The 16,140-nt window shown below is 59.6% G+C and carries 15 protein-coding genes; 4 read left to right on the forward strand and 11 right to left on the reverse strand.

Features of this window, described 5'->3' with window-relative positions:
* The first annotated feature begins 1 nt into the window (after position 1).
* Positions 2-811, forward strand: coding sequence for an LpxI family protein (locus DMZ65_RS00445; RefSeq protein ID WP_116596962.1), 810 nt, complete (start codon positions 2-4; stop codon positions 809-811).
* Entirely contained in the window at positions 804-1,982 is a 1,179-nt protein-coding gene (gene lpxB, locus DMZ65_RS00450; protein ID WP_116596963.1) for a lipid-A-disaccharide synthase, read from the forward strand. The genes DMZ65_RS00445 and lpxB overlap by 8 nt, the downstream gene beginning before the upstream one ends.
* A 92-nt stretch (positions 1,983-2,074) precedes the next feature.
* On the opposite strand, the gene DMZ65_RS00455 is transcribed toward lpxB, so the two are convergent.
* Entirely contained in the window at positions 2,075-2,740 is a 666-nt protein-coding gene (locus DMZ65_RS00455; RefSeq protein WP_116596964.1) for an invasion associated locus B family protein, read from the reverse strand.
* Between the two features lie 515 nt (positions 2,741-3,255).
* Here DMZ65_RS00455 and DMZ65_RS00460 point away from each other — a divergent pair.
* Entirely contained in the window at positions 3,256-4,812 is a 1,557-nt protein-coding gene (locus tag DMZ65_RS00460; protein ID WP_116596965.1) for a helicase HerA-like domain-containing protein, read from the forward strand.
* 112 nt (positions 4,813-4,924) lie between these two features.
* Here DMZ65_RS00460 and DMZ65_RS00465 read toward each other — a convergent pair whose 3' ends face one another.
* The 9 genes from DMZ65_RS00465 to DMZ65_RS00505 form a co-directional block, all read right to left on the reverse strand.
* The gene (locus DMZ65_RS00465; protein WP_116597531.1) at positions 4,925-6,220 is read right to left on the reverse strand and encodes a branched-chain amino acid ABC transporter permease; all 1,296 of its coding nucleotides are present in this window, start codon (positions 6,218-6,220) and stop codon (positions 4,925-4,927) included.
* Between the two features lie 182 nt (positions 6,221-6,402).
* Positions 6,403-6,858 (reverse strand): MarR family winged helix-turn-helix transcriptional regulator, encoded by a 456-nt coding sequence (locus DMZ65_RS00470; RefSeq protein ID WP_116596966.1) that lies wholly within the window; start codon positions 6,856-6,858, stop codon positions 6,403-6,405.
* 92 nt (positions 6,859-6,950) lie between these two features.
* Complete coding sequence (locus DMZ65_RS00475; protein WP_116596967.1) at positions 6,951-7,991, reverse strand: hypothetical protein; 1,041 nt, start codon at positions 7,989-7,991, stop codon at positions 6,951-6,953.
* Positions 7,992-8,058: 67 nt separating this feature from the next.
* On the reverse strand, positions 8,059-9,069 hold the full coding sequence (locus DMZ65_RS00480) for a branched-chain amino acid ABC transporter permease (RefSeq protein ID WP_116596968.1): 1,011 nt from the start codon (positions 9,067-9,069) through the stop codon (positions 8,059-8,061).
* Positions 9,069-9,311, reverse strand: coding sequence for a hypothetical protein (locus tag DMZ65_RS00485; RefSeq protein ID WP_157960535.1), 243 nt, complete (start codon positions 9,309-9,311; stop codon positions 9,069-9,071). Before DMZ65_RS00485 ends, DMZ65_RS00480 begins: the two co-directional genes overlap by 1 nt.
* A 3-nt stretch (positions 9,312-9,314) precedes the next feature.
* Positions 9,315-10,142 (reverse strand): ABC transporter ATP-binding protein, encoded by an 828-nt coding sequence (locus DMZ65_RS00490; RefSeq protein WP_116596970.1) that lies wholly within the window; start codon positions 10,140-10,142, stop codon positions 9,315-9,317.
* A 109-nt stretch (positions 10,143-10,251) separates the two neighbouring features.
* Positions 10,252-11,028 carry an ABC transporter ATP-binding protein gene (locus DMZ65_RS00495; RefSeq protein WP_116596971.1) on the reverse strand — a complete coding sequence of 259 codons (777 nt, stop codon included), beginning with the start codon at positions 11,026-11,028 and terminating at the stop codon, positions 10,252-10,254.
* A gap of 86 nt (positions 11,029-11,114) precedes the next feature.
* Positions 11,115-12,311, reverse strand: coding sequence for an ABC transporter substrate-binding protein (locus DMZ65_RS00500; protein ID WP_116596972.1), 1,197 nt, complete (start codon positions 12,309-12,311; stop codon positions 11,115-11,117).
* A gap of 314 nt (positions 12,312-12,625) precedes the next feature.
* Positions 12,626-13,630, reverse strand: a complete 1,005-nt coding sequence (locus DMZ65_RS00505) for a GlxA family transcriptional regulator (RefSeq protein WP_116596973.1) — start codon at positions 13,628-13,630, stop codon at positions 12,626-12,628.
* Between the two features lie 176 nt (positions 13,631-13,806).
* Between DMZ65_RS00505 and DMZ65_RS00510 the strand changes: the two genes are divergently transcribed.
* A complete protein-coding gene (locus DMZ65_RS00510) occupies positions 13,807-15,174 on the forward strand; it encodes a class II 3-deoxy-7-phosphoheptulonate synthase (protein WP_116596974.1) in 1,368 nt (455 codons plus the stop codon).
* 185 nt (positions 15,175-15,359) lie between these two features.
* On the opposite strand, the gene DMZ65_RS00515 is transcribed toward DMZ65_RS00510, so the two are convergent.
* The gene (locus DMZ65_RS00515) at positions 15,360-16,124 is read right to left on the reverse strand and encodes a PAS domain-containing protein (protein ID WP_157960536.1); all 765 of its coding nucleotides are present in this window, start codon (positions 16,122-16,124) and stop codon (positions 15,360-15,362) included.
* Positions 16,125-16,140: the final 16 nt, after the last annotated feature.

The following is a 16,140-nucleotide window of genomic DNA, read 5'->3' on the forward strand; positions in this document are numbered from 1 at the left end:
CATGGCGGGACGGCTTGGCCTTTTGGCGGGGAGTGGCCAATTGCCCCCGTGCATCTTTCAGGCGCATCCTGACGCCTATTGTGTCACCCTGAAGGGCATGCCCCATGATCTTCCCAACGGTGCCGCGCGTGAACACCGGATAGAGCAGCTTGGTGCGCTGTTCGATGATCTGCGTGCCCAGGGTGTGACCCGCGTCGTCATGGCTGGCGCGATGGCGCGGCCAGAGCTTGACCCGGCGATTTTTGACGCTGAAACGGTGACCCTCGCGCCCGCCTTCAAGGCGGCTTTGCATCACGGCGATGACGGGCTCTTGCGCCATATCGTAGCCCTGTTCGAAGAGCGCGGTTTTGGCGTTATCGGCGCACATGAGCTTGTCGCTGGCTTGACCGCCTCGGCCGGCTTGCTTTGCGGGCCGGAACCAGACGACATCGCGAAAGCCGATACAGAGAGGGCCGCCGCAGTTCTGTCCGCCCTGTCCCCGCTCGATCTGGGACAGGCGGCGATTGTCGCCGGCGGGCTTTGCCTCGGCATCGAGACACTTCAAGGCACAGATGCATTGCTTGACATGGCCGCGGCAACCCAACCAGAACGACGCCCCAGGGCCCCCGGCGTGCTGGTCAAACAGCCAAAGCACGGACAGGATCTACGCGTGGACATGCCCAGCATCGGACCGCGCACGATTGAGGGTGCAAAACGCGCAGGTCTTGGCGGCATCGTTATCGCGGCAGGCGGCGTATTGATCCTGGATCGTGACGCCACGCTGAGCGCAGCCAAAGAGGCAGGAATTTTCCTACAGGCCCGCGATGTCTGAGCCACAGCGCGTATTCGTCATCGCAGGCGAGCTGTCAGGCGACAAACTGGGCGCAGCCATGATGCAGGGGCTGAACGAATTGACGGGCGGGCAGGTGGCCTTTCAAGGGGTCGGCGGCCCGCGGATGGAAGCGCAGGGTCTGGACAGCCTGTTCCCGATGGACGAAATCTCGATCATGGGGATCACCGAAATCCTGTCGCAATATTCCCATCTCAAGGCGCGCATCCGTGAAACCGCCGACGCAGTGATCGCGGCGCGCCCGGATGTGTTGATCAGCATCGACCTGCCGGAATTTTCGCTGCGGGTCGCGCGGCTGGTCAAGGCGGCCAGCGATATCCGCACCGTGCATTATGTGGCACCCACCGTCTGGGCATGGCGTCCGGGCCGGGCGGCCAAGATGGCGCGCCATATTGATCAGGTACTGGCGCTGTTCCCGTTCGAGCCGCCTTATATGGAAGCTGCGGGCATGCGCTGCGATTTTGTCGGCCATCCCGTCGTGACCGATCCTGTCGCAACCGCGGACGAGATCACGGCCTTCCGCGACAGCTTTGACATTCAGGGCGATTACCTGCTGATCCTGCCCGGATCACGACGGTCCGAGGTGGGTCGCCTCGCGCCGATCTTTGGCCAGGTCCTTGCCCGCGTTCTGGATGAACGTCCCGGTTTGCGGCCGGTGATTCCGGCGGCCGCCCCGGTTGCCGATGCGGTCCTGCAAGCGGCCGGATCATGGCCGGGAAATCCGGTCGTGCTTGACCCGCGCAGCCATCCTGACCCGGCATTGAAGCGCGGTGCATTCGCCGGGGCACGGGCGGCGCTTGCGGCATCCGGCACGGTCAGCCTTGAACTTGCCGCGGCGGGCACGCCGATGGTGGTCGCCTATGACATGAACTGGTTGTCGCGGCAGGTCATCTCGCGGATGTTGCGCGTCGATTCAGTGACCTTGGTCAATCTGGTGACAAATTCGCGCAACGTGCCGGAATTTATCGGCAAAGCTTGTCAGCCCGCCATGGTTGCAGAGGCCGTGCTGAAAGTGCTCGCCCATCCCGAGGCGCAGCAGGCGGCAATGTCTGAAACGATGCTAAAGCTGGGCTTGGGTGGCCCCGCGCCGGGCCTTCGTGCTGCCCAAGCCGTTCTTGACGGGATCGCAGAATCCGCAAACTCCGGGCAATAGCATCCGAAACGGCAGCCCCCTCTCTCATCGCCAACGAAAAACGCCGCGCCCGGTCTTTCCGGGCGCGGCGCATCATCCCCAAAAAGGGTGGATCAGTTTGCCAGTTCGCTGGTCTTGGAATATCCGTCGGTGAACCCGGTCAAGGACATATCGACCGTCACTTTCTGATCTGGTGCCAGCGCCGGAACGATGGTGATCTTTGCCACTTTGCCGCGCTTGAAGCGGTTCACGTCATCGGCGGTAAAGCCGACGCGGGCATAACAGCCAATCGGATTGCACAGCGTAAAGTCATAACGCTTGGGCTGACCGCCATCCACCGAGATTGACATCTTCTGCGTCAGAAGCGTTTCAAGCGGCACCACGAACGTGCCGCCGGCCTCGACCTGCCCCCCGTCCTTGACGCGGAACAGGCTGACTTCGGCAACGCTGTTGCCTTGGCCGTCTGTCAGCAACTGATACATCTGGCACGGCTCTTCGCCTTCCTCGACGCGCAGGCACTGCATATCCCAGTCACCGATCGTTTCGCGCACATATGTCTGCGATTGCTCGGCATCGGCTTCTTCGCCAGTGTCGAGTTGATCGGCCAACGCGCCTGCGGCCGGAGCCTCTGTCGCGGGCGCATCTGCTGCGGGGGCTGCGGTTTCGGCTTGCTCTGTTGTGGACTCGGCAGGTGCCGCGTCCGTCGCGTCTTGCGCGAAGGCCGCCGATGACGAAGCCATCAGGGCGGCAAGTGTCAGAGCACTGAGGTAGGTATTCATAAATTGCTCTCCCAGAGCTAGTGGTCTCTGGCAGGCGCTTACCATGCACACCGGCAGATGTCAGGCCAAAATTGGCCATGTCCCGGAAAATCCAGCAAGAACCTGCCCGGAATGAGTGTAAAATAGCAGCATGGAAACAAGGGGTTGTCTAAAAATTCGAAAGGAGCCCTAAGGCTCCTTCCTGTATTCTTCACTCCCCGTCGGACTGGCCGACTTCATCATTGCTGAAACGGTACGAGACTTGAATGTCACGGTCAACAGAAAAAATTTCGGCATCTAAGATGGGTTGGATGAAATTTTTCTTGACGGAATTCTCAACCCGAATCGATTTGAACTGACCGCCCAAGCCGCGCGGCTAAAAAAATGCCGCACCCGAAGGCGCGGCCAGTCTAACAGGGAGGAAGTCTATCCGAGACCAAAGAGGACATGTGGCACCGGACGTATTTCACTTTCACCGGAAATGGTTAAGGTTAGATGTTCAGGGCGTTACGGGCCAGCAGCAGGGGCAGCGATCAATGGATAACGGGATCTTCATCGGGGGCGGCGGGGCGGACTATGTCGAGAAGCAGTTTCTTGATCTCAAATACGCCAATCGGCACGGGCTGATCGCAGGGGCGACCGGCACCGGGAAAACCGTCACGCTTCAGATCCTGGCCGAGGGGTTCTCTGCCGCGGGCGTGCCGGTCTTCCTGTCGGATGTCAAAGGCGACCTGTCGGGGCTGGCGGAACCCGGCAGTGCGGAGGTCAAGTTGCATGATGCCTTCACCGAACGCGCGGCCCGGATAGGGTTTACTGACTTCAGCTATGATGCATTCCCGGCCGTATTCTGGGATCTGTTCGGCAAGCAGGGCCATCCCGTGCGCACCACCGTGGCCGAGATGGGTCCATTGCTGATATCGCGGCTGCTGGATCTGACCGAGGCGCAGGAAGGCATCCTCAACATCGCCTTTCGTCTGGCCGATGAGCAAGGGTTGCCCATTCTCGACCTCAAGGATTTGCAGGCGCTGCTGGTCTGGACGGGCGAAAACCGTGCAGAGCTCAGCCTGCGCTATGGCAACATCTCGGTGGCGTCGATCGGGGCAATTCAACGCCGCCTGCTGGTGCTGGAAAATCAGGGCGGGGGGCAGATATTCGGTGAACCGGCGCTCGATTTGGCCGACATGATGCGCGTGGGGGCGGACGGACGTGGCCAGATCAATATCCTTGCCGCCGACACGTTGATGGGTGCGCCACGGCTTTATGCGACTTTCCTGTTGTGGCTGCTGTCAGAGCTGTTTGAAGAGCTGCCCGAGGTTGGTGACCCCGACAAACCCAAACTCGTCTTCTTTTTCGACGAAGCACATTTGCTGTTCGACGATGCGCCAAAGGCGCTGGTCGACAAGGTCGAACAGGTTGCGCGGCTGATCCGGTCAAAGGGCGTCGGTGTTTATTTCATCAGTCAGAACCCCGATGACATTCCCGAGGATATTCTCGGCCAGCTTGGCAACCGGGTCCAGCACGCCTTGCGCGCCTTCACGGCGCGGGACAAGAAAGCCCTGCGGATGGCGGCTGAAACCTACCGGCCCAACCCGGATTTCGACACCGAAGCGACGATCCGCGAGGTCGGCGTGGGCGAGGCGGTGACCTCGATGCTGATGAAAAAAGGCGTGCCGGGGATCGTGCAACGCACGTTGATCCGCCCACCATCATCGAAACTGGGGCCGATCACGGATAGCGCGCGGTCCCGGATCAACGCCGCATCCGATCTGGGCACTAAATACGCCGATGCCGTGGATCGCGATTCCGCCAGCGAAATGCTGCAACGGCGTGCTGACACCGCCGCCCGCGCCGCAGAAGACGCAGAGCGTCGCGAGGAAGAGCAGTCCGCAGCAGAACGTGAGTACAGCGCCGGACGGCGCTATTCCGGCACACGGGTGGCGCGTTCTTCCTCAAAGTCGCGGAAAGGCACGCTCGATTTCGACGATAGCAGTCTCGGCGGTGCCATTGCCAACGTCCTTGTCAAAGAACTCAAAGGCACCACTGGTCGCCGCATTGTTCGCGGCATTCTGGGCGGTCTCTTCAAGGCCCGATAACGCCGCCACGCCCTGAACAAGGGCACCACCCCTTCTTCTTGGCACAAATACTCCCGCCGGAGGCGTCGACCTTCTCAAACCGGACCGCCGCAGGATCGTTGGCGCAGAAATCTCAGCGCTCCGGCAACAGGCCCCGCGGACTGAAACGCAGCACCAAAAGCAGGATCAAACCCATGGTCAGCAGCCGCATATGCGCCACGCTGTCCAGGAGGTGGCCTTTCAGCCAGGATCCGTCGCTCATCCCGGCGGTGATCAGTCCCATCAGGGCGCTTCCGATCGGCTCCACCTCGACCCATAGGAACCAGATCAGGAACCCGCCAAGGACCGCGCCCAGATTGTTGCCAGAGCCGCCGACAATCACCATCACCCAGACAAGAAACGTATAGCGCAGCGGTTGGTAGCTGCTTGGAGTCAATTGCCCGTCCAGCGTGGTCATCATGGCCCCGGCAATACCGCAAATCGCAGAGCCGAGGATGAAGATCTGAAGATGCCGGCCAGTGACATCCTTGCCCATCGCCCGTGCGGCGGTTTCATTGTCGCGGATCGCACGCATCATCCGCCCCCAAGGGCTTCTCAGCGCCAGTTGCGACAGGGTCAGAAGCACCACCAGAACAGCCGCAAAAAGCGCCCCGTAGCCCAGTTTGACGAAAAGCGTGGATGCGGTGGTTGGATCAAGCCCGAAGCCCGCAGCGCGTTCGACAAAGCCGGGATCGTTCTGCAAGTCGATTTCGTAGGGCAGGGGACGCGGCAGACCGATGACATTCTTGACGCCGCGCGTCAGCCAATCCTCATTCTTCATTATGGCGATGACGATCTCGGCAATACCAAGCGTGGCAATGGCAAGGTAATCCGACCGCAACCCCAGCGCGGTCTTGCCGATCAGCCAGGCTGCCCCGGCCGCCAGAAGGCCGCCCACCGGCCAGGCGATCAATACCGGCAATCCCAACCCACCAAGATACCCGGTGGTTGCGGGGCTGATCGCCTCGACCGCATCAACGCCTGCATCGAACACGGCGCGGAAGATGAAAAAACCCGCCACGATCAGGACAAAGACCACCAGTCCGCGCAACCGCCCGGCAAGCCGTCCCCAAGCGATAACCGCAGCAGCGATGACCCCCGCGCCGACCAACAGCCCGCCAAGCACCCGCAAGCCGCCTGCTGCCCAAGCCTCTGCCACGGGCGGCGCGGAAACAAGAACTGTTGCCAGCCCGCCCAAGGCCACGAAGCCCATGATGCCGACGTTGAACAGTCCCGCAAAACCCCATTGCAGGTTTACGCCCAGGCTCATTATCGCCGAAATCAGCCCCATATTCAGGATCAACAGGGCAGTGTTCCAGCTTTGCAGAAACCCGGATCCAAGGATCAGCAGCGCCACGACTGCAAACAGGATAATCTCGCGTGAGGTCATCGGGATGGTCTCCGTCTTGCTGAACAAACTTGCGCGCTGGTCCGGATGTCGGACTGTGGCGCAGTTTGCACGTCAAGGGCAGGGAGGCAAAGCAGGAATTGGCGTCAACTTCGCCTGTGACAAAGAAAAACCGGCTCCGCGAAGGCGGTGCCGGGTGCATTCTCCCTGAAACGGACCGAGGCTCAGCTTTCGGCTTTGTCAGCCTTCTCGCCGGTCACGGCATTTGTCAGCTTGCGCAACACGCGTGCGGATTTCTCCATCGACTTTTCAGGCATCTCCGAAAGCGCGTCACCAAGCAGAACGGTCAGCTCTTTTTCGACCCCTTGCAGCACGGTGCGGCCTGCATCTGTCAGCAGAACCTTGCGGGCGCGCTTTTCGTCTTCGTTTATCTTCAGCTCGACATAGCCTTTTTCGGCCAGACGGTTGACGATCTGGAACATTCGCTGACGGGTCAACGAGAAGGCGCGACCGAGGGCTGCGACCGACTGGTCCTCCTTGTTGGCCAGACGACGCAGAACCAGCCAGCCGGCGGTGGTCAGGCCCTTGTCGGCCAGCATCTTGTTACTGGTAATCGCGGATTGCAGCGAAAATGCATTCACGATGATGCGGGCGAAATCTGTGGTTGTGCTCTTGCTCATGACAATATGCTCCCGGAGTTATCTGATGAGGGTGCCGGTGTTCCAGCGTTTGCGGAACATTTTGGGTACACCCAGCATATTGTCAAGGGGCTTTACGGTTTTTGGCCGCTGTCGGCAGCGTTGTGCCTGTTCTGTTTCAAGGCTTCACGCAACCTCGTTTCCTGCGCGCTCTGCGCCTTCCAGACAGTGTGGGCAATAGCTACCGCCTCATCTGTTGTCAGGCCCGGATAGTCCTGCCAAGGATCATTCAGATCGGGCAGGGGCGAACGGAACAGCGCACCCCCGTCAGGCAGATACCGCGCAGCGATCCGGGCGTTGCTCTCGGCAAATTCCTGGGCAATTTCCAGTCGCTCACCTGGCGGATAAAGCGCCTGATGCTCTGGCTTGTCAGGACGATCCTGGGACCATGCTTCAAGCGCTTTCTGAAGCAATCGATACTCGTGGCTGATCCGTCGCTCCTTGGGGAATTTCATCAGGAAATCCATCGCCGCGCGGTTCAGCTTGTCATTGCGGCGCGGTGCTTGCCTGTAGTCAGAGGTCAGCGTCAGCCCGAGCACGTCCATGAACTGTTCGACCAGCGAGGTTTCAAAGAATTTAGGCTCAAAACTCCGCACGCAGATCCGGTCGATGCCGATGACATTCTCCCAGTCGCGCAGGACATGATCGTAGTTCAGGCTCGCTTTGATCTGCCGCAAATAGCTGTGGCGATCATTGAAGACGGCACCACCGCGCAATTGCTGTCGGTAAACTGATTCCAGCCATTCATCCTGTCTGCGCAGATAGACCAGCATGTTAATGTCATAGTCTGAAAAATATTGCGTCAGCCGTTTCAGATCATTGATATGAAACAACGACTCTGAACTGATGACGATATTTTCTGCGCCGCTTTTTTCGCGTTCGCGGGCCAATACCCGGCGCACCTTGGCAGCATCGGCCTGCCGGATCCACGCCAGTTGCTTGTCATCGGTGCGAAAAAAATTGCCGAATGTGTGATGCGCATTCCATTGCCGCCCGGTTTCCGGATAAAGCCAGCCATTCTGCGCCAGCACCTCGCGATTGAGCGAACAATGCAATTGGATTGTGGTCGTGCCGGTCTTGGGCAGTCCGGTGTGGATCAGGAGCTTCGGTTTCACAAGCTATACTCTAGGGCTGGCGTTTGTTTTTCTATCTGAGGCGTTGTTTCAGCGCGTGGCCGGTAAATCAAACTGATTTTCCCCGGAACAGGCCGGTTGGCCGGAACAACAGCACGATCAGCAGGATCATGAAGCTGACGGCGAATTTATATTCCGTACTCAAAAGCTGTACCAAACCGTCCGGCTCCAGCGGTCCGGGCATCATATAGACCAGCACTTTTTTCCAGGCATAGGTGATGCCCACCTCGGAAAACGCAATGACAAAACCGCCTGCGATTGCGCCCACCGGGCTGCCCAAACCCCCGACAATGGCGCTGGCAAAGATCGGCAGCAGCAGTTGGAAATAGGTGAACGGCTTGAAGCTTTTGTCCAGCCCATACAGCGTGCCCGCCACCGTCGCCAATGCCGCGACAAGCAGCCATGTGACCAGCACCACCCGTTCGGGGTTGATACCCGACAGCAGCGCCAGATCCTCGTTATCCGAATAGGCCCGCATGGATTTGCCGGTGCGGGTGCGGTTGAGAAACCAGAACAGCAATGCGACCACAACCACGGCCGTTACCAGCGTGATGGCCTGTGTGCTCTTGATCGCCAGCCCTTCGTCAAGGCCGGTCATTGCCTTGAAGTCGCGCGCGCTGATGATGAACCGTTCACCATCGGCAAAGCGCTGATCTTCCGGCCCGATGATAAAGCGCGTGACGCCGTTATAGATGAACATCACCCCCATGGAGACGATGACAAGGATCACCGGTTTGGCCTTTTGCGCGCGATAAAAGCGATAGACCGCACGGTCCGTCAGCAAGACCATCGCAGCAGCACCAGCAATCCCGAAGGGCAGGGCCAGCAATGCCGTGGGCAGCGGGCCCAGGCTGATCCCCGCCGCCTGCATCGCCCATGTCACCAGCACGACCACCATTGTGCCGAAGGCCATCGTGTCGCCATGCGCAAAGTTCGAAAACCGCAGAATGCCATAGATCAGCGTGACGCCCAAAGCGCCAAGCGCCAACTGGCTGCCATAGGCAAGTGCCGGGATCAGAACGAAGTTTGCCAGCGTTATCAGACCATTGAGAAGGTCCATCATCCGGCCTCCGGCATACGGTTAGCGTGCAGGCGCAGGATCACATCCGTCGGCACAGCAAGCGCCAGTCCGGTGCAGAGCATGATAGACCCCTCTGCGCGTAAGTTGCGGCCAATGGCGCGCAGGCCCAAAGCCATTGCAATGTAAGGAACCACGACGAACAAAAGCCCGAGCACGATTGCAAACGCGCCCAAAGAGCACGACAGCAAGGCGGCGATGCGGCCCATTTGCGTGTAACTCATACCCTATCCCCCCAGAAAACTCTTGCGCACGTCCTCATCGGCCAGCAATTCCTTGCCCGTTCCGGTGAACGCATTTGCGCCTTGCACCAGCACATAGCCCTTGTCGGCGATTGCGAGCGCCTGCCGGGCGTTCTGTTCAACCATCAGGATCGGGATGCTGGTGCGCGCAACCTCGATGATGCGGTCGAACAGCTCGTCCATGACGATCGGGCTGACGCCTGCGGTGGGTTCGTCCAGCATCAGCACCTTGGGCTTTGTCATCAGCGCGCGGCCGACGGCGACCTGTTGGCGCTGGCCGCCGGACAGTTCGCCCGCTGCCTGACGCCGCTTGTCGCGCAAGATCGGAAACAGGTCATAAACTTGCTCCATCGTGTCGCGAAAATCGTCCCGCCGCACGAAAGCGCCCATCTCCAGATTTTCTTCGACCGTCATCGAGGTGAAGATATTGTGGGTTTGCGGCACAAAGCCCATGCCCTTGACCACGCGATCCTGCGGGCTGAGTTTGGTGATGTCCTCGCCGTCCAGCACCACATGGCCCTCGCGCAGATCCAGCATGCCGAAAACGGCCTTCATCGCGGTGGATTTGCCTGCGCCGTTGGGCCCGACGATCACCGCGATTTCCCCGCGTTCCACTGCGATTGTACAGCCGTGCAGAATGTCTGCGCCCCGCCCGTACCCACCGGACATGTCCTTGCCGATCAGGAAAGGATTGCCTTGCGCATCAGTAGCCTTGCCGCCGCCCGCCGCACGCATGACCGATCCCATTCCGTGCGGATTGGTGATTGACCGGTCGCGATTGCCGCGATCATCCTGCCATGGGTTGCCGCTCATGCGCAGCCCGCCGAAAACGGTGCGAAACCGGTATTTTCAGTCACACATCCGGGCGTGAGACACCGTTGACAACGGGCTTTGGTGGTAGGTTGTTCTGACAAACCCTCCATCACACCATCTCCTTGTTCTTCAGGCCCGTGCCGAGATAGGCCTCGATCACCGCATCATTGGCCTTGATCTCGTCAATCGTGCCTTGTGCGAGAACTTTGCCTTCGGCCATGACAATCACCGGGTCACAAAGGCGGCCGATGAAATCCATGTCGTGTTCGATCATGCAGAACGTATAGCCGCGCTCTTGATTCAGCCGCAAGATCGCGTCCCCGATGGTGTTGAGCAGGGTGCGGTTCACACCCGCGCCGACCTCGTCAAGAAAGACGACCTTGGCATCCACCATCATCGTGCGGCCCAGTTCCAGCAGCTTTTTCTGCCCTCCGGACAGGTTGCCCGCACGTTCATCCTTGAGATGTGAAATCGTCAGAAAATCAAGGACTTCATCGGCCTTCTTTAGCAGAGCAGCCTCTTCCTGCGCAATCCGTCCGCGGCTGAACCACGCGTTCCACAGCGTTTCACCCGACTGGCCGCCCGGAACCATCATCAGGTTTTCACGGCAGGTCATCGAGCCGAATTCATGCGCGATCTGGAAGGTGCGTAACATGCCTTTATGAAACAGGACATGTGGCGGCAGGCCGGAAATATCTTCGCCATCCATACTGACGCGCCCGGAGGTTGGCTCAAGAACGCCTGCTATGACATTGAAAAGAGTTGTTTTTCCAGCGCCGTTCGGCCCAACAAGTCCGGTGATTGATCCGGTGGCGATCTCAAGCGACGCCCCATCAACGGCATGAAATCCGCCAAAATGCTTGTGCAGGTTCTCAACCCGTATCACAGCACCCCTTTCCGCGCCTTGATGACGCCTCTCATCTTATTGAAACAGCCCGGAAAACCGGGCTGCCTGGGTTTGCGCATTGACGTTCAGCGGAACGACACCGTTTCATAACCACCATCGGTGATGGTGTATTCGCGGTAGGTGCCTGCGGCTTCGCCCGGTCCGATCAGTTCCACATTGGTGGCGCCGACGTAATCGACCTCACCGCCATTGGCGAGGATTTCCAACGCCTTGGCCAATTCGCCCGGCAGGATCTGTTCACCGGGGGCATTGGCCACATCCATGACGTTGTCCGCGACGGCCTTCGAACTCGCCTCGCCACCCGCCATCATCGCCAGCGCGATCAGCGCCGCCGCATCATAGCTTTCACGGGTGAAGGACGACTCGCTGTTCACACCTGCCGTTTCGGCGAGGGCTGCGAATTTCTCTGTGCCTTCGCCTTCGGACCATGGCACCGCGCCGAAGGAGCCTTCCATATCGCCGCCAAGATCCGCCATCAGGGCGTCGCTATACATGCCGTCACCCATCATGAACGTGTCGAAGGCACCGGTGTCGAGCGAGGCCTGAATGATGCCCTTGCCGCCCTGATCGGAATAGCCCAGTACGACCAGCAGATCGCCACCGGCCGAAGCCAAAGCGCCGATCTCTGCGGAATAATCGGCTTTGCCATCCTCATGCGGGGCGTTCAGCGTGACGGTGCCGCCATTTTCCTCGAAAGACGAGATGAAGCTGTCGGACAGACCCTTGCCATAGTCATTGTTGGTATAGGTCACCGCGACAGAGGTGATGCCCTTGTCGGCCAGCAGAGTGGCCAACACTTCGCCCTGCCGCGCGTCAGACGGCGCGGTGCGGAAGAACAGCCCGTTATCTTCTGCATTCGACAGGCCCGGCGACGTTGCCGAAGGCGAGATCATCGGCACGCCATTGGGCACGGCCACGTTGGACAGGACGGCGCCAGTCACACCAGAGCAGTCAGCCCCCATGATCGCTACAACGCCATCAGTTGTAACCAACCGTTCCGCGGCGGCAGTCGCGGCCGCGCTGTCAACGCAGGTCGAATCCGCGCGCACGGGTGCAAGCGTCACGCCGTCCAGAAACTTGCCGCTGTCATTGACTTCGCTCAGCGCAAGTTCGGCAGAGCCAGCCATCATTGGCGTCAGCGACTCGATCGGGCCGGTAAAGCCGAGTATGACGCCGATATTCACGGTACTTGCGTGGCTTTCAGCATAAACGCCACTCGCAGTCAGGGCGCTTGCAGCGGTGGCCATCAAAAGTTTTTTCATTATCTTCTCCCGAGTTGGAACATGTGTCCTGGCCAAAGCCTAAGCGGCGTCATGCTAAATGAAAAGAGCCGTGTGATGTTGCCGTTGCGCGATGGACGGACGGGTTTGTCTTCGCAGTTTGAACATTGACTGAACCGGATGCCTGAAAAGTCAGCTTCTGCACCGGACCGGGCCGCGCACCCTGGTTTGTATGGTACCACATGCGCGTCCAAGTGCACCCGCCCCGGACTTGATCCGGGGCCTCAACGTCATGGTCAGAAAGGCCCCGGATCAAGTCCGGGGCGGGTGACGCCAGATCACGCAGACATTGAACCTTATATCGACAGGCGCGCGGCATGGCTGCCGCGTTCACGATAAGGGGTGGTTTGATAATGGGCCCGGTAGCATTTCGAAAAATGTGAAGGCGATGCAAAACCGCAGGCGAGCGCGACGTTGATCACGCTCATATCGGTTTGCATCAGCAGGTTGCGTGCCTTTTGCAGACGAAGCTCCATGTAATAGCGCTTGGGCGAACGATTAAGATAGCGGCGGAACAGACGCTCCAGTTGTCGTGTGGACATGCTGACCTCCTGCGCCAGGACCGATGGGCTGATCGGTTCCTCGATATTGGCCTCCATCTTGTGAATAACCTGGCTCAACTTGGGATGGCGCACACCGATCCGTGTCGGGACGGACAGGCGTTGTGTGTCCTGATCCGTGCGGATGGCCGAATAGATCTGCTGGTCGGCGACCGCATTGGCCAGTTCCTCGCCGTGATCATCCGCGATCAACTGCAAGAACAAATCAATCGAAGAGGTCCCGCCTGCGGTGGTCAGCCGATTGCCGTCGACCACGAAGACGGATTTGGTCAGATGAACATCCTCGAACTCTTCGGTAAAGCTGTCGTGGTTTTCCCAATGGATCGTCGCCCGCTTGCCGTCCAACAGCCCGGCCCGCGCCAAAGTGAAGGATGCCGTACACAATCCTCCAACTGTCAGCCCACGCCGGGATTCGCGGCGCAGCCAGTTCAACAGCCGTTTGGAGGTGGCTTCCTGCACATCTGTGCCGCCGCACAGCATGATGGTATCGTCGCGATGCAGCTCGTCCAGATCGCCATCCAGCACCAACGTGGTGCCGGTAGAGCTGACAGCATGACCGCCGCCTTCAGCGATCACCCGCCAGCTGTAAAGCTCTTTGCCGGACATGCGGTTGGCAAGGCGCAGACAATCCATCGCCGCAGAGAAAGACAGCAGCGTGAAATGTTCCAGCAAAACGAACACGAAATGCCGGGGTTTGACCGGCGTTTCAACGATCTCGATGACCTGACGTGGTGACGCCATCCTTCCGGTCTCCCTGCGTCTGCCGGGTGTCGCGTTGCGCAAGCCCCGTGGATGTCTTGTTTCAATTGGCCAGAAGCACGATAAACCGTCAAGGGGCAGGGCTGCATTTGCTTGTGGTCACTTGCCGCGCGGTTTTGTATAGAGATCCCGCTATCGCTAACGACCGGAGAGAACAAATGACCGAGTGGCAGAAATCGAGCTGGCGCAACATGCCGCGGGTTCAGATGCCTGATTATACGGATGAGGCCGCGCTGAATGCCGTTGAAGCACAGCTTGCCAAATATCCGCCGCTGGTCTTTGCCGGCGAGGCGCGCACGCTGAAATCGCAATTGGGTGCCGCCGCACGCGGCGAGGCGTTCCTGTTACAAGGCGGTGATTGTGCCGAGTCCTTTGACCAGTTCAGTGCCAATTCCATCCGCGACACCTTCAAGGTGATGTTGCAGATGGCGATGGTGCTGACTTACGGTGCAAAGGTTCCGGTGGTGAAGGTCGGCCGCATGGCCGGACAGTTCGCCAAGCCGCGTTCCGCGCCGACCGAAGTCAAGGATGGTATGGAGCTGCCCAGCTACCGCGGCGACATCATCAACGAGCTGGACTTCTCGGAAAAGGCCCGCATGCCCGATCCGCAGAAGATGTTGCAGGCCTATACACAGGCTGCGGCCACGCTGAACCTGCTGCGCGCCTTTTCGACCGGTGGCTATGCCGACGTGCATCAGGTGCACCAGTGGACGCTTGGCTTTACCGAAGGCGAGAAGGCCGCGAAATATCGCGACATGGCCAACCGCATCAGTGACACTTTGGACTTCATGAAGGCCGCAGGCGTGGATTCCAAAGCCTCGCACACGTTGCAGACGGTGGATTTCTACACCAGCCATGAATCGCTGCTGCTGGAATATGAAGAGGCGCTTTGCCGTAAGGACTCGACCTCCGGCAAATGGTTGGCCGGGTCCGGGCACATGATCTGGATCGGTGACCGCACACGCCAGCCCGACGGCGCGCATGTCGAATTCGCGCGGGGCGTGCTGAACCCGGTCGGCATGAAATGCGGCCCGACCACCACGGCGGAGGATCTCAAGGTTCTTATGTCGCGTCTGAACCCTGACAACGAAGAGGGCAAGCTGACGCTGATCGCCCGCTTCGGTGCAGGCAAGGTCGCGGAACACCTGCCGCGCCTTGTCAAGGCCGTTCAGGAAGAAGGTGCCAATGTCACCTGGGTTTGCGACCCGATGCATGGCAACACGATCAAATCCTCGACCGGCTACAAAACCCGGCCATTCGAGTCGGTGCTGCGTGAAGTGCGCGAGTTCTTTGGCGTTCACAAGGCCGAGGGCACAATCCCGGGCGGCGTACATTTCGAGATGACCGGCCAGGATGTGACCGAATGCACAGGCGGCGTCCGCGAAGTCAGCGACGAGGATCTGTCCGACCGCTACCACACGGCCTGCGACCCGCGCCTGAATGCGTCGCAGTCGCTGGAATTGGCCTTCCTGGTTGCAGAAGAACTGACCGGGCGGCGCGATGCGCTGGCTGCCGCAGCGAGCTAAACCGGTTCCAAAATACCGTAGGAAAGGCGCTCAACAACAGGGCGCCTTTCTTTTTTGTGGCGAAAAAGCAGTGCGCATTACGAAAAAAAAGAGAGCAAAGCGAATAGCCTTGCCCTCCCACTCATCAATAAAACACCCGGCGCGGGTTGCACACCGTTTCAATATCCGACTGCTACAAAAGGCTTTCAGTATTCGTCCGTCCGCACCAACCGTAATGCTGGTTTGTCCCCGAAAGGCGCGGCTCTTTCAGCAAAGCCGGGACCGGTGGCATTCACATTGTTCCGGATCGGCTGTGGCTGCACCGGGGCCATATTCCGTTTGCGCGGCACATTCGACGGCGCATCCGTCTGGCGACCGGGGCGCAAGTCCACGCGGCACACGCCGACCAGGTTCAGTGTTTCGACCCGAACGCCGACAATCTCCATCCGGCAGGGCAAGCGCCCGATTTTACCCTCTGTCACGAGAACGCCCATCGCCCGGTCGACCTCACCGGTATGGGACCGCAGTGGATAAAGCACCAGCTTGCCGGTCAATGCAGGCCGACCGATACCCGCTTCAGCGCGCAGTTCAAGTCGCAGGATCGCGGGGTCGGCAAACGCCTTTTCCAACGCGCTGGCAAGCGACTCGCGGCTTTCGGGGACGAAGAGCGCACTTAACGGCATGCCCGCAACCTCCATGCCCATCAGGTCGGACAGATGCGCTCCGGCAACCCGCAAACGCGCAAGTCCTTTTCCGATACGCTCGACGATGAACGACACGTCCAGCGCGCCCTGCAATCCGCGCGGATCAACCTCGCTGCGCGCCGGGATCGGATGATCATGCCGCAGCCCATGCCAATAGGCATCGACAAGGCGCAGTGCCGAGGTCTGGTTTTTCTCCTGATATGGCTGAATTGAAATCACGTTCTTGGCAGTCTTTTTCCGGGAAAACACGGCGAAAACTCCACTCACTAAAATCCTTCTTTGT

The organism is Primorskyibacter marinus (assembly GCF_003313245.1).
Lineage (GTDB): Bacteria > Pseudomonadota > Alphaproteobacteria > Rhodobacterales > Rhodobacteraceae > Primorskyibacter > Primorskyibacter marinus.